The organism is Pseudomonas sp. D3-10, assembly GCF_051132175.1.
Lineage (GTDB): Bacteria > Pseudomonadota > Gammaproteobacteria > Pseudomonadales > Pseudomonadaceae > Aquipseudomonas.
Genome location: NZ_CP071668.1, coordinates 2,812,126 through 2,826,663, shown reverse-complemented (window position 1 = coordinate 2,826,663; position 14,538 = coordinate 2,812,126). Strand labels below are relative to the sequence as shown.

12 protein-coding genes are annotated in these 14,538 nt (G+C 61.7%); 6 read left to right on the top strand and 6 right to left on the bottom strand.

Translation table 11 applies throughout. The features are described 5' to 3' along the window. Nucleotides 1-75 precede the first annotated feature (75 nt). On the top strand, nt 76-609 hold the full coding sequence (locus J3P90_RS12775) for a PQQ-dependent catabolism-associated CXXCW motif protein (RefSeq protein ID WP_434605800.1): 534 nt from the start codon (nt 76-78) through the stop codon (nt 607-609). Between the two features lie 53 nt (nt 610-662). Further along, on the top strand, nt 663-1,328 hold the full coding sequence (locus J3P90_RS12770; RefSeq protein ID WP_039588789.1) for a response regulator transcription factor: 666 nt from the start codon (nt 663-665) through the stop codon (nt 1,326-1,328). Nucleotides 1,329-1,488: 160 nt separating this feature from the next. Here the strand turns inward: J3P90_RS12770 and nahK are convergent, their stop codons facing one another. From nahK to J3P90_RS12750, 4 genes are all read right to left on the bottom strand, one after another. Then, on the bottom strand, nt 1,489-4,131 hold the full coding sequence (gene nahK / locus J3P90_RS12765; RefSeq protein ID WP_434676503.1) for a hybrid sensor histidine kinase/response regulator NahK/ErcS': 2,643 nt from the start codon (nt 4,129-4,131) through the stop codon (nt 1,489-1,491). Beyond that, nucleotides 4,061-5,224, bottom strand: a complete 1,164-nt coding sequence (gene nosP / locus J3P90_RS12760) for a nitric oxide-sensing protein NosP (RefSeq protein ID WP_420763879.1) — start codon at nt 5,222-5,224, stop codon at nt 4,061-4,063. The genes nahK and nosP overlap by 71 nt, the downstream gene beginning before the upstream one ends. Nucleotides 5,225-5,440: 216 nt before the next feature. Further along, nucleotides 5,441-6,625 carry a porin gene (locus J3P90_RS12755; protein WP_434676502.1) on the bottom strand — a complete coding sequence of 395 codons (1,185 nt, stop codon included), beginning with the start codon at nt 6,623-6,625 and terminating at the stop codon, nt 5,441-5,443. A 362-nt stretch (nt 6,626-6,987) separates the two neighbouring features. Continuing rightward, a complete protein-coding gene (locus J3P90_RS12750) occupies nt 6,988-8,262 on the bottom strand; it encodes a glucarate dehydratase family protein (RefSeq protein ID WP_434558906.1) in 1,275 nt (424 codons plus the stop codon). A gap of 96 nt (nt 8,263-8,358) precedes the next feature. On the opposite strand from J3P90_RS12750, the gene J3P90_RS12745 reads away from it, so the two are divergent. Continuing rightward, the gene (locus J3P90_RS12745; protein ID WP_420763876.1) at nt 8,359-9,255 is read left to right on the top strand and encodes a LysR substrate-binding domain-containing protein; all 897 of its coding nucleotides are present in this window, start codon (nt 8,359-8,361) and stop codon (nt 9,253-9,255) included. 150 nt (nt 9,256-9,405) lie between these two features. Next, on the top strand, nt 9,406-9,834 hold the full coding sequence (locus J3P90_RS12740) for a nuclear transport factor 2 family protein (protein WP_420763875.1): 429 nt from the start codon (nt 9,406-9,408) through the stop codon (nt 9,832-9,834). A gap of 203 nt (nt 9,835-10,037) precedes the next feature. On the opposite strand, the gene J3P90_RS12735 is transcribed toward J3P90_RS12740, so the two are convergent. Then, nucleotides 10,038-10,961, bottom strand: a complete 924-nt coding sequence (locus J3P90_RS12735; RefSeq protein WP_434647479.1) for a LysR substrate-binding domain-containing protein — start codon at nt 10,959-10,961, stop codon at nt 10,038-10,040. Nucleotides 10,962-11,088: 127 nt separating this feature from the next. Between J3P90_RS12735 and J3P90_RS12730 the strand changes: the two genes are divergently transcribed. Together J3P90_RS12730 and J3P90_RS12725 are read left to right on the top strand one after the other, a co-directional pair. Then, a complete protein-coding gene (locus tag J3P90_RS12730; RefSeq protein ID WP_030140737.1) occupies nt 11,089-11,295 on the top strand; it encodes a tautomerase family protein in 207 nt (68 codons plus the stop codon). Nucleotides 11,296-11,604: 309 nt separating this feature from the next. Continuing rightward, a complete protein-coding gene (locus tag J3P90_RS12725) occupies nt 11,605-12,339 on the top strand; it encodes an SDR family NAD(P)-dependent oxidoreductase (RefSeq protein ID WP_420763873.1) in 735 nt (244 codons plus the stop codon). A 52-nt stretch (nt 12,340-12,391) separates the two neighbouring features. On the opposite strand, the gene J3P90_RS12720 is transcribed toward J3P90_RS12725, so the two are convergent. Further along, a complete protein-coding gene (locus tag J3P90_RS12720; protein WP_434676501.1) occupies nt 12,392-14,533 on the bottom strand; it encodes a TonB-dependent siderophore receptor in 2,142 nt (713 codons plus the stop codon). Nucleotides 14,534-14,538 lie beyond the last annotated feature (5 nt).

The following is a 14,538-nucleotide window of genomic DNA, read 5'->3' as shown; positions in this document are numbered from 1 at the left end:
TTTCCTGTCTATGGTCGCATTCACAAGACCTCGACCCTGGCATGTAATGGGCGCATAACAAAAAGGATAAATCCCATGCCCCGTTTGCTGGCCATCGTCTTGCTGGGCCTGGCGCTGAATGTCGCCCAGGCCGACACTGCGTTGTTTTCGGCGCAGGGCTATCGCATTACCCAATACCGCAGCCCCACGCCCGCCTCCGCCCAGGGCGCGCAAACCGTCGACACCGAAGGCTTGCAGCGCCTGCTTGGGCAAACGCCCGCCCCGGTGTTGATCGACGTGTACCGTCGTCCATGGGTCCAGGGGCGCTTCATCGACACCGAGCCCCACGCCAACCTCCCCGGCAGCCTATGGCTGGCCAATACGGGCGATGGTGAGCTGGAGGCGAACTGGCAGGATTACTTCACCTCCCACCTGCGCAAGGCCACCGACGGGCGCCTGGACCAACCCTTGGTCTTTTACTGCCGCTCCGATTGCTGGTTGAGCTGGAACGCGGTAAAACGCGCCGCGTCCATGGGCTATAAACATTTGTATTGGTACCGCGACGGCCTCGACGCCTGGGAGGCGGCCAACCTGCCCTTGCAAGCGGCCCGCCCCGAACCTTTTCCCTGATGCAGCGCCCTGCGTGCAATTGCCCCAACACGACAATAACGAGGTGAATGGCCATGTATAAAATCCTGATAGCCGACGATCACCCACTGTTTCGCGAAGCCATCCACAACGTCATCAGCGACGGGTTCGCCGGTAGCGAGGTGATGGAAACCGCCGACCTGGACAGCGCCCTGGCGCTGACCCGCGAACACGACGACCTGGATTTGATCCTGCTGGACTTGAACATGCCCGGCATGCACGGCCTCAACGGCCTGATCAACCTGCGCAACGAAGCGCCGACCATCCCCGTGGTGATCGTGTCCGCCGAACAGGACAAGCAAATCGTTCTGCAGGCCATCACCTATGGCGCGGTGGGTTTCATCACCAAGTCTTCACCTCGCTCGCAAATGACCGACGCCATCGAGCAGATCCTCAACGGCAACGTGTACTTGCCGCCGGACATCATCCGCACCCAGAAGAGCCCCACGGGCCGCCGCTTGAACGAAACCCCGGCGTTCCCGCCCGAACTGCTCCAGGCCCTGACGCGCAAGCAACTGCTGGTACTCGAACGCATGACCAAGGGCGAGTCGAACAAGCAGATCGCCTACACGCTGGACATCGCCGAAACCACGGTCAAGGCTCACGTCTCGGCGATCCTGCGCAAGCTCAACGTGCATAACCGGGTGCAGGCGATTCTCAGCGCGGGGGATATTGATTTCGGGGCTTATTTGCGGCGTTGAACGGCTGAACACTAACGGGACACTGTGGCGAGGGAGCTTGCTCCCGCTGGGGCGCGAAGCGGCCCCAAACCCAGGCACCTCGGTGTGTCAGGCTTGTTCAGGATGGGGCTGCTTCGCAGCCCAGCGGGAGCAAGCTCCCTCGCCACAAAAGCGGTTCGACTCATCGGCTGGTTGTTTGGCCCAGCAAGTGACTCATCGCAATCTTCAGTTTCATCGGCCGCACCGGCTTGTGCATCAGTGTGTGCCCAAGCTCGCGGATCTGCTGTTTGAGTTCATTGCTGTAATTGGCGGTGATCATCATGGCCGGGATCGGTGAGGCACGGCAGGCGTTGATCCGGGCCACGGCGTCCACGCCGTTCTGGTCGTGATCCAGGTGGTAATCGGCGATCAGCAGGTCGGCTTCGGCACGGTAGCCGTCCACTTGCCGCGCCAGGTCCTGTTCCGACAGCGCAGTCACCACGAGGCAGCCCCAACCTTCGAGCAAGGTACGCATGCCGGCGCAGATCGCTCCATCATTATCCAGCACCCAGACCCGCGCCCCGCGCAGGCGTTCAAGCATGGGCTCGCTCATGTCCAGGCACGGCAGCGGCTTGGGCGCGGTGGCGCTGAGGGGCACCTCAATGGCGAATACCGAGCCTTTGCCCGGCCATGAGCGCACCCGGATCCGGTGCCCAAGTATCCTGGCGATCTTCTCGACAATCGCCAGCCCCAGGCCCAAGCCTCGATCCTGGTTCGGTCGCTGGACATCACCGCGCTTGAACTCCTGGAAAATCTCCTCCAGGCGATCCTGGGCGATGCCTATGCCAGAATCCCAGACCTCGATCGAAACACGATTGCCAAGACGCCGGCATCCCAGCAGAACCCGCCCGTTCGGGGTGTAGCGCAGCGCATTGCTCAGCAGGTTCCGCAGGATCCGCGCCAACAGTTGGATGTCACTGCGCACCAGCACCGAACAAGGTACGAAACACAATTCAAGACCCTCGCTGCGCGCCACTTGGCGATATTCGGCCGCCAGGTTGTCGAGCAATTCACTCAAGGCGAACGGCGCCACGTCGGCCTTGATCACGCCGGCGTCGAGCTTGGAGATATCCACCAGGGTGCCCAACAGGTTTTCCACGTCCTGCAGCGAATTGCTCACGTTGCGCACGAGGTGCGCGTTCGCCACCGGCTCGCGGCGCTCCAGCAAGGCGCTGGTGAACAGCCGCGCGGCGTTCAACGGTTGCAGCAGGTCATGGCTGACCGCCGCGAGGAATTTGGTTTTTGACAGGTTGGCCCGCTCGGCCTCGCGCTTGGCTTCGCGCAAGCGCAGTTCCACCCGGCTGCGCTCATCGATCTCGCGCAGCAACTGGTCGTTGAGGCTGGTCAGTTCAGCGGTGCGCTCCTGCACGCGCTGCTCCAGGTTTTGATAGGCCTGGTGCAACGCCTCGGCGGTGCGACGGCGCTCGGTGATGTCGCGGATCAGCACGAAGATCCCCACCACCTCGCCGTTGGCCAGCACGTTGGGCACATAGGAGCGCAGCATGTAGCGCTCCTGGTTGTTGATGTTGGTCTCGGCGAATTCGAACGTCACGCTCTCGCCCGCCAGCGCCCGGGCCACGTAGGCTTCCAAGCGCTGATAGTGCTGCTCGCTGTGGGCTTCTCGCAGGCTCTGGCCGAGCATCACGCCACGGGGCCAGCAATACCATTGCTCGTAGACCTTGTTGGTGAACTCATAGACCAGATCGGCGTTGAGATAGGCGATCAGCGCCGGAACGTGGTCGGTGATCAGGCGGATCCAGCGCTCGCTCTCGCTCAACGCCTCGGCGTGCTGGTAGCGCTCGGTGATGTCGGTGAAGGTGTTGACGTAGCCACCGGTGGGCAGTGGATGGGTGCGGATCTCCAGGACTCGGCCATCGGACAGCCGTTGCTCACACTCCTGGATCAGCCGGCCATTGCCATCGCGACTGGTCGGTGTAAGCAGTTGCAGCTCGCTGTCGGCGATGACCTCGTTGAACGGCCGATGGGCCGCTACCGGTGCCAGGCCACTGAGCTCCAGGAAGCGCCGGTTCCACAGTTCCAGCACGCCTTGAGCGTTGACCATCGCCACGCCCTGGGACAGGTTGTCCACGGCGCGCTGCAACAGATGGGATTTCTGCGCGATGGCCTGTTCCCGGCGCACGGTTTCACTGAGTTTGACGTCGGTGATATCGGTGAAGAGAATCACCCGGCCGCCTTCCTGGGTCGGCCGCTCACTGACTTGCAGCCAGCGCCCGTTCTGCAATCGGTACAGCACCGGTTCGTCGGGCTGGCCGCGGGTTTCTTCGCTGAACAAGCCGTTGGCGGTCATCAAACGCTTGACCTCGGCAAGGCGCATCCCCGCGATGATCCGCACCCGGCTGTGGGCCCAGAACGCCTTGAAACGGCTGTTGAACAGGACGATGCGCTGTTGCGCGTCGAACAGCACGAAGGCATCGGAAATACTCTCGATCGCGTCGATCAAATGCCGATGGGCCGTTTCCGCCCGCAACCGCGCTTCGCCGAGCAAATGGTTGCCGGCCTTCAACTCGGCCATGGCTTGGTTCAAGGCGTCGGTACGCTCACGCACCTGTTCGGCCAGCACCACCGAATGCTGGAAGGCTGCGTATGGGTCGCTGCCGCGCGTCACGCCGGATTCCACCCGCTCGATCAGCGCTTCATTGATGCGCCGCAGCTTGCGGTTCTCATGCTCCAGAGCGGCGAGCTGCGCCTGCAGTTCAGCGATGGTCGGGGACGCGATGGCGGGCAATGGCAACTCCGGTGAACGTCTGGTTGATGTGCATGCCATTGAATTGCTCTCCATAGGTGTTGAACCCCATCACCCGATGTTCACGCAGGAACTGGCCGATCTGTTCCAGGCCGTCGCGATCTTCCAGCTCCAGGCGTCGAAGGAAACAGTCGCAGCCCAGGGTCAGCAGCAAGTCCCCGAGGCGCGCCTGCAAACCATCGAACAGATCTTGCAGGTTGTGCAGCAACGGCCCCGGGCTCATGGCGGTGAGGACGATGCCGTTCTCCACCGCGCAATAGAAACTCAGGCTCAGGTCCGAATGGACCTGCTGGATCGCTCGCACGTAGTACTGGTCGTTGATGCGCACGGCCAATGGATGGGCAGCGAAGACCCGGTAATCCAGCGCGTTTACCGGCACGCCAATGTGCCGTGCGTATTCTTCGGCCGCAGGCTCGGCGTTTAGCTCGTAGACCCTGCGCGTGGCGCTGTCGGCGCCGGTCACCACCAGTTTTTCCTGCCGGGGCAGGATGTGGTGGGTGGTAAACACTTCGAACTCCAGCCAAGTATTGATCAACACCACCACGGCCGCGCCGCTGTGGAATTGACCTTCAAAGTAGACGTGGGTGTGGGTCAGGTAATTGTCATCCCCGGCCGAGCCGCCGAAATGCGGGATGTCCCCCAGGGCGGCGCTCAAGGCTGCCAGCACCATCTCCTCGCGGCTGGACAAACCGTCGAGCAAGGTCAAGGCGAAGCTGTGGCCCTTGATCGGCGCCAAGGCGTTGCTGCGGCAACCACTGGCAAGGCGCTCGACCATCTGCTGGGCATCGATCAGGCTGAAGTGCTCCATTTCGCCGATCAGTTCGGCAGCGATGGAAAAATGCCGGTGGTCGAAACCCACCGCCGTCACGCAGTTGCGGCCGTAACCTTGTGGCGTGATTTCCCCCGCGCTGGTGCATCCCACCAGCCGGATCCCGCCAAAGCTGCGCGAAAGCGCGTGGCCTAGGGCCGGCAGATTGTATTCGGCGGAACAGAAAAACAGCACGAACCCCAGGTACGGGTGCAACAACTGTCGCGCCAGCTCCTGGGCCACTTGCTCGACGTCCGTTGCCTGGGACATGGCGCTGACCACGCCCTCGCTCTGGGCCTGCTGCATCTGCGCCTCCGACGGTGCGTGATAGAGCCTTGAGTGTACGAATCGACGCCCGGCCCACGAATGCTACTTGGGTAGCGGATGGACGCTTCCATGGGATGAGAACCGTGGCGGCCCCAGCCGCGATGCGCACGGTTGGGGCCGCCAAGAAAACCTTGTTCACGTGGATCGCTTCCGTGGCGAGGGAGCTTGCTCCCTCGCCACAGGGTTGAGTAGTCCTTACCAGGTCAACACCGCCCCCACCGCGAAGGTATCGGTGTCTTCGTTCTGCGCGCTGGTGTCATGGCCGTTGATTTCGAACTGGTTGTATTCGGCGACGAGCTTGAGGTTATCGTTGATGTCGTGGAACAGCGCGACACCGCGAGTCTCATAGTCGGCGCCGCTGCCGACCACGCCGTTTCCGTCGTCCTCGGTCTTGCCATAGGACAGCGCCAGGCGGTTCTTGCCCAGCTTGTAGGAGCCCTGCAAGAGGTAGCCCTTGCTGTCGACATTGCGCAACGTGGCCTCGCCGGCATTGTTTGTGAAGAACGGGTTGATACCCTTGGCCTGAAACCCCGAGCCGGTGAGCGACAGCCCACCCATCTTCGCCTGCACCCCATAACCCAAACCTTTGGACGTGACCGACTCGACGCTGGAGTCGGTGTTGTCGGAAGTCTGGTAGCTGCCGTTCAGCCAGCTGTAGATCTTCGCTGCGCCCAGGTCGAACTGATAAGTAACCTCGCTCTCTGTGCGAGGGTTCTCCTGGTAGGCCTTGCCGGTGGCGCTGCTGTCGTTGGTGTCCACCGGGTCCATGATGCCCACCGCCACGCGCAACCCGTCCATCACGGGGGTGCGATAGGTGATTTGCGACGTAGGGAACGGGTACGGATAACCGCTGCCGATATTGCCGAACGAGACGCCGCCGCCGTCCACCAGCCCCAAGGCGTCGCTGACCTGGCCATAACCGGCCAGCAGCTCATCGAGCAGGATGTTGGAACGGGCGAACAGGCCGAAGTCCTTGCCGATCAGCACTTCGCCCCACTCCGGGTTGGCGACGGTGCCGTAGAACTGGCGCACGTCGATGGCAGTGTCGGTGCCGTTGGTTTCGCTGTCGTTGATGGTCACCCAGAACGACGCCCGGGCGCCGAGCTTGAGGTCATCGACCTGCTTGCCCATGTTGAAGCCCAGGTAGTTGGGCAAGAAGCCCATCTTGACCCGCGACTGGCGGCGGTCGAACTGTTCGCCGGCACGGTCCACGTCGCTGTTGACGTAGAAAGCGTTGATGTAGCCGTCGGTGGAAAAGGTCGTCTGGTCCTTGTCGTACAGCATGATTTCGGCGTGGGCCCAAGGCATCGGGGCGAGAGTCGAGAGGCCTGCGATGACCGCAGGCAAAAAACGCAGGCAGGTATTTTTATTGTTGTGCATGGCGCGCTCCGCAACAGGGGACGGGATGTCGGAGGCGATTATCGAAAGGCACCCGGGCGCGTCATACGCTGCCTTGGAAGTGATTGGCGGCTGCTTTGGCAGCGCAGGCCCGGCGCGGCAGTTTGTGTGTAAGACCCGGATGCCGCCGGGCGCGGTACTTTGGGTGTGGGCCGGTGGGTGGGTAGGATCAACTCGTTGTGCAGTGGTACCGAGTCGTCTGGTTTGGGGCTGCTGCGCAGCCCAGCGGGAGCAAGCTCCCTCGCCACAAAGCCGAGTACGACTTCGTTCCCGAATACAAGGTGATCCCGTGGCGAGGGAGCTTGCTCCCGCTGGCTTGCGCAGCAGGCCCCCTCGCCTTCAGCTCAGAACCTCGGCTTGACCGTCTTCCAATCCGGCCGATAGCGCCGCATCTGCCGCACGTCATCGCGCTGGCGAATGCCGCAGCTCAGGAACTGCTCGTGCAGCTTGCCCAGTTGATCGCGGTCCAGCTCCAACCCCAGGCCCGGCGCCCGGGTGATCTTCACGCAGCCGTCGACAAACGGAAGCTTGCCACCCTTGATCACTTCTTCATCCGGTTCCTGCCATGGGTAATGCGTGTCGCAGGCGTAATCCAGGTTCGGCACCGAAGCCGCCACGTGGGCCATGGCCATGAGGCTGATGCCCAAGTGCGAATTGGAATGCATGGAAACCCCCAGGCCAAAGGTGTCGCACATTTTCGCCAGTACCTGGGTATCCCGCAGCCCGCCCCAATAATGGTGGTCGGCCAGGACGATCTGCACGCTGTCCTGGGCCACGCTTCGGCGGAACTCGTCAAAATCGGTGACCACCATGTTGGTCGCCAGCGGCAGGCCAGTGCGCTTGTGCAGCTCGGCCATGCCCTCCAGGCCCGGCGTCGGGTCTTCGTAATACTGAAGGTCGTCCCCGAGCAGCTCAGCCATGCGGATCGAGGTTTCCAGCGACCAGTTGCCGTTGGGATCGATGCGCAGCGGAAAGCCGGGAAACGCTTTTTTCAACGCCTTGATGCAGGCCACTTCATGCTCCGGCTCCAGGGCGCCGGCCTTGAGCTTGATGCTTTTGAACCCGTATTCCTCGATCATGCGCCGTGCCTGGGCGACGATCTGCTGCTCGTTCAGCGCTTCGCCCCAGTTGTCCGCAGGATATGGCGAGTCGATGTGCTCGGCATATTTGAAAAACAGGTATGCGCTGAACGGCACTTCATCGCGAATCGCACCGCCCAACAGGTCCACCAGCGGCACGTTCAGGTAATGCGCCTGCAAGTCCAGGCAGGCCACCTCGAAGGCCGAATAGGCATTGCTCACCGCTTTGCTCGCATGGGAGCCCGGCGCCAGTTCCGCCCCGGCAACGCTGGCCGGCTTGTGGGCCGCCACGGTGGCCTGGACGATGGCCCGCAACTGGTTGAGGTTGAACGGGTCCATGCCGACCAGTTGGTCCTGGACCTGTTGCTGGATCGCCAGGGCCGGCGCATCGCCGTAGCTCTCGCCGAGGCCGATGTAGCCGTTGTCGCTTTCGATCTCGATGATCGAGCGCAGCGCAAAGGGCTCATGGATGCCGCTGGCGTTAAGCAGCGGTGGGTCGCGGAAAGCGATGGGGGTGACGGTGACGCGTTTGATTTTCATGCAGCGGCTCCGGAAGGTGTGCGCGTCGATGATGGACGCCGCTGATTGTTCCCGTCTAATCTAACCTGGCACTTGATTGATACCAGGATTGAATCAATGTTTGAGCTGGCCCAACTGCGCTGCTTCACCACCGTGGCGACCGAACTCAACTTCCGTCGCGCCGCCGAACGCCTGAACATGACCCAACCACCCTTGAGCCGGCAGATCCAATTGCTGGAGCATCACCTGGGCGTCGAACTGTTCACCCGCAGCACTCGCAGCGTCGCCCTCACCGCCGCCGGCCGGGCGTTCTTCATCGAGGCGCAGAACCTGTTGCAACAGGCGCAGCAGGCAGCAGTGGCCGCCAAGCGCTTTGCCCAGGGCCATATCGGTTCGGTCACCATCAGCTTCGTCGGCAGCGCGGTGTATGAATTCCTGCCAAAGGTGATCGCCGAAGCGCGGCTCAAGCAACCGCAGGTGAAGATCGTCCTGTCGGAGATGAACACCTACCAACAACACGAAGCCCTGCGCGCCCGGCGCATCGACCTGGGCATCGTCCGCTCGCCGCTGCTGGAAACCGGCTACGCCACTGAGTGCCTGGTGCGCGAGCCGTTTGTCCTGGCCGTGCCTGCGGGCCACCCGCTGGCCAACGCCGAGTCTGTCAGCGTGCAGGACCTGGATGGACAGCCGTTCCTGATGTACGCCCACTCCGCCTACCCGCCCTTCAACGAACTGCTCACCGGCATGCTGCGCTCGGCCCGTGTCGCCCCGCAGTTCGTGCAATGGCTGGGGTCTTCGCTGACCATCCTGGCGCTGGTCAACGCCGGCATGGGCCTGGCACTGGTGCCGCGTTGCGCGACCAGCGTGGCGTTCAGGCAAGTGGTGTTTCGCGAGATCGATCTGGGTGAAGGGGTGCAGAGTGAGCTGCATCTGGTTTGGCGGGAGGATAACGACAATCCGGCGTTTACGATGTTGCTGGAGGGGATTCGGGGGGCCGTTCGGGAGGGACTGTAGGCAAAATACCGTTTGCCCTTGTGGCGAGGACGCTTGCTCCCTCCCCACGTTGACCGTGCCCTATTCCAGTCTACCCTGACAAGTTGTACGATGACCGACGAGCACTAGACGCTCGAATTCCCGATACTTACAAAAACAAGGAAAAAACCCATGAAAAAAGCATCATTGCTGATCGGTTTCGTTTGCCTCTTCAGCGGCTACGTCGCAGCCGCCGCACCGGCCGAAAAAGAGGTGGCCGAAGCTGTAGACCACCTGACCCAGGCCATGCTTCACAAAGACATCCCCCAACTCCAGGCCCTTGCCGCCGAGAACCTGACCTACGGCCACTCCAGCGGCAATATCCAGGACAAAAAAGCCTTCATCGCCGACATCGAAACCGGCAAGAGCGCATTCAAGACCCTGGAAATGAAAAATCAGAAAATCACCCTCTCGGGCGACGTGGCCCTGGTACGCAACCACTTCTCCGCCCAGGCGCTCAAGGGCACCGAAGTGGTCCCGACCGAAATCGAAAACTTCCAGATCTGGCAAAAACAGAACGGCAAATGGCTGCTGATTGGTCGTCAGGCATTCCGGTTCTGATAAGGGGCTGGGCCGGGAATCTCTGCGGCAAACGCATCATTTGAGCTTATGGTGATCCATTGTAGCGAGGGGATTTATCCCCGCTGGGCTGCGCAGCAGCCCCAACAGCGGCGGGTGTTCAATCTGGCACACCGAGCAGTCTGAGCGAGGACTGCTTCACAGCCCAGCGGGGATAAATCCCCTCGCCACAGATCACAATCACCTCAAGTCGCGGCCCACTGCTCCCGGTACTGCAACAGAAAATCCACAAACGCCCGCACCCGCTGCGGCACGTATCGGCCATGGGGATACAGCAACGTGAACGGGCGCGAACGCCCCGCGAACGGTGTCAGCACTTCCACCAATTGCCCGTCCGCCAACTCTGTTTCAACGATGAATCGATAGGTCTGGAACAGCCCGGCGCCATGCTTGGCCAGCGTCACCCCGCCCAACACGTCGTCGGAACAGCAATACCCACCCTGCCCGAACACTTCCTTCTCCTTGCCCTCGACGTTGAACAACCAAGAGATACGACGACCACTGCTGGGCAGCTCGAATTGGATGCACTCGTGCAATTCCAGGTCTTCCAGCGTTTGCGGCGTGCCTACCCTGCGCAAGTAATCCGGGGACGCGACCACCGCCAGTTTCGCGTCTTCTAGCAACCGGGCGATCATCGAGGAGTCCGGCTGGGCCCGAACACGGATGGCGAGGTCATAACCTTCGGCGACAAAATCGATGTTGCGGTTGCTCAAGTGGACATCAACGGTGACTTGCGGGTATTGCGCGCGAAACGCCGGCAGCAGTGGCAGGATGCGGTGATGGCCGTAAGTCGTCGGCACGCTGATGCGCAGTTGCCCGGATGGCACGGATTGCGCCCCCATGACTTCCTGTTGCGCCTCGACCAATTGCGTCAATGCCTGACGGCATTGCTCGAAAAAAGTCCTGCCGGCGTCGGTCAGGCGGATGCTGCGGGTGGTGCGCACAAACAGGCGCGAACCCAGACGCTCTTCCAACCGAAAAATCGAGCGGCTCACCGCCGCTGGGGTCACGCCCGCCACCTGCGCCGCCGCCGTGAAACTGCCCGCCTCCGCCGCCAGACAGAAAAGCTCGATGCTGCCCAACTGCAAGTCTTCGAAGTGCCGCTTCATGATTCATTACACCGCGTATCAACTGAAGATTCCCGATGCCTGTTTATCAGGCCGTGGCGTATAAATACAGTGGTCCCTCGATTGCGCTGGATCTTCCCGCGCCTATTCTCGTCAACTGGAGTGCAGCATGCCTTTCGTCAATGTACGTATCACCCGCGACGGCGTTACCCGCGAACAGAAAGCCCAGGTGATTAGCGAAATCACCGAAACCCTGCAGCGTGTGTTGGGCAAGGACCCGCACCTGACCCATATCGTGATCGAGGAAGTCGACACCGATAACTGGGGTTATGCCGGCATGACGACGACGGAGTATCGAAGTAAACCCAAGGAGTAAGGCTTCGCCCTACCGAGCCCGGTCCGAATGACCGGGCTTTTTTCTGCCTGCCGAGTCACTATCCCTGTGGGAGCGAGCTTGCTCGCGATAGCGGCGGGTCAGCCAGCCCACATGTGATTGATCTAATGCCATCGCGAGCAAGCTCGCTCCCACAGGGTGTAGCGTAGGTTCGATTGATTGATTACACCAAGTATCAACTCAAGTACCAGAACCCCCATTTATCAAACCCAAGCGCATCAATACCCTGATCACAACCAACGCCCAGACAGGCGCAGCGGTTCCTACTCAACGTGATCAGGAGTCAACATCATGAGCAATCAGAAAACCGTCATCATCACCGGCGCGTCCAGCGGCATTGGCCTTGGCTTGGTCAAGGCGTTCCTGGCTCGCGGCTATAACGTAGTGGGCAATGCCCGTTCCCAGTCGGGCCTGGACGATGCGGCCGGCCAGTTGGGCCATCCAGCGAGCTTCATCGGCGTGGCCGGAGACATTGCCGATCCGGCGACCTCTACCGCCCTGGTCGGCAAAGCCATCGCGGCGTTTGGCGCGGTTGATGGGCTGGTCAACAACGCCGGTTTTTTCCTGCCCAAACCCTTTGTCGAATACAGCCCGCAGGACCTGGAATCGCTGCTGGACACCAATCTCAAAGGGCTCGTCTACGCCAGCCAGGCCGCAGCCGCGCACATGATCGGTCGCCAGCAGGGTTTCATCATCAATATTTCCGCCTCGGTGGCCTTGCAACCGAACATCCAGGTGCCGGCAGCACTGCCAGTGTTGATCAAGGGCGGCGTCAACCAGATGACCCGCGCCCTGGCCCTGGAGTTGTCGCCTTTCAACATCAAGGTCAACGCCGTGGCGCCCGGTATCATCGACACGCCGATGCATGACCCGGCGCACCGCGACTTCCTCAACAACCTGGCGCCGGCCGGTCGGGTGGGCACCATCGAAGAGATCGCCGAAGCCGTGTTGTACCTGGCGGGTGCCGACTTCACGACTGGCGCGGTCCTGCCGGTGGACGGCGGCATGAGCACCGGCAAATGGTGAAAAACAAAAACCCCGAAGGCAGAAACCTTCGGGGTTTTTCTTTAGCTCGAACCTACAGCGTGTAGGAGATGCCCGCCTGCACCGTCCGCGGTGCGCCCGGATAGGCGTAGACGCCACCAAACGCGCCCTCTTCGTAATCGGCGTCGAACAGGTTCTTCAGGTCCAGGTTGAGGCGAATGCGCTCGTTGACCTTGTAGTAGCCGAGCAGGTCGACCACCGTGTAGTCGTCCATGGTGAAGGTGGTGGCGGCGGTGTTGCCGGCCCGCTCATCCACATACCTGGCGCCCAGGCCCAGGCCTAGCCCCTTCAAGCCACCGTCCTGGAATTCATAGACGTTCAACAGGCTGACGGTGTTTTTCGGTACGTTGAGCAGCCGAGTACCGGTGGGGATGTTCTCGTCCTTGGTCACTTCGGCGTCCACATAGGCGTAGCCGCCGATGACGCGCCACTCCGGTGTCAGGTTGCCCGCCACGTTCAAGTCGAAACCACGGCTGCGCACTTCGCCAGCGGCGACGTTGAAGGTCGAATCCAACGGATCGGGCGTCAGCACGTTGCGTTTTTCGATCTGATAGACCGCCGCATCGACGCTCAACTGGCGATCCAGCGCTTCCCACTTAACGCCCATTTCATAGGACTTACCCTCTTCCGGCTTGAACCCGCCACCCTCGCGGCTCGCGCCGTTGTTGGGTTTGAACGAGCGCGCGGTGTTGGCATAGACCGCCACCGTGTCGGTCAGGTCATAGATCACGCCTAGGCGTGGGGTGACCGCATTGTCGGTAACCTCCCAGTTGCGGCTGCCGGGGCGTGCTTGGGGCACAAAGCTTTCATACTCATGCTCAAACCGCTCGAAACGCGCCCCCGCCAGCACCTTCAGCCGCTCGGTCAGCGCCACCTGGTCCTGGACAAACACGCCGAAGGTCTTGAGATTTTCCTGGTCGTCGGTTGGGGTGCGGGTCAAGGCCGGGCGCGGCTGGCCATAGACCGGATCGAAGATGTCGATCGGGTAGGCGCCAAGGCCATTGGCGGAACGCTGGATGATAGATTCGTAGCTGTAGTCTTCGTATTCAACACCCGTCAGCAGCGTATGTTCGAACCCTCCCGTGGAGAAGTGCCCGGTGAGGTTGAGCTGGGTATCGCGGTCGGTCCATTCCAGCTTGCGGTAGTTGAAGTTGCGCCCCAGGGTGCGCCCATCGGCGGCGATGCCGTTGCCTTCGACAGCGTTGCCCTGCAACGTGCCGTCGAGCCACTGGGTGCCACCGGCCAGGGTCCAGTCGTCGTTGAGCATGTGCTCGAAACGCACCTGCAGCATGTTGTTGTCGTTGTGCAACTTGCCGACGTCTTTTTCGCCGAAGAAGGTATCGCGGGACGCGGTGCCACGCTGGCCTGCGTAATGCGTCAGGCCACGGTCCAGCGGCGCATTGTTGCGCATGAAGTCGCCTTCGAAGGTCAGGCGCGTGGTGTCGTTGACCTGCCAAGTGACCACAGGGGCGATGCCATAACGTTCGGTCTCGACATGATCGCGGAACGTATCGCCGCCCTCGCCCACCACATTCAAGCGATAAGCCAGGCGGCCTTCGTCATCCAACGGGCCGGACGCATCCAAAGTGCCGCGACGCATTCCCTGATCGCTGATCTGACTGCCCAGGGTCACCGTGCGCTCGGCCAATGGTTGCTTGGACACTACGTTGAAGGTGCCGCCGGGATCGCCACGCCCATACAGCATGGACGCCGGCCCACGCAGCACTTCCAGACGCTCGATGGTGTTGGCATCGGGCATGTTCGGGTAACCCCGATTGATCGGGAAGCCGTTGCGGTAGAACTCGCCCGTGGTAAAACCACGCACGGTAAACGTGGTCAGGCCCTGGCCGCCGAAATTGTTCCCCCTGCCGACGCCGCCAGCGTAATCGAGGGCATCTTGCAGGCGCGTGGCGCTGAGGTCTTCGACCACATCGCGGGACACGACAGAAATCGACTGCGGGGTTTCGTGGATGGCGGTGTCGGTACGCGTGGCGCTGGCGGAACGGGTGGCGTGGTAGCCCTTTATCGGGCCTTGTGCAGTCTCGAAGTCCGAGGTGCCGACAATGTCGGTGGCTTGCAACTCCAGCGGCGCCTTGTCCGTGGAAACGGGCTCTTCTGCCCAGGAGGAGATGGAATAAGCTTGGAGCACACACAGTGAAACGAGTATCCGACGCATCGACA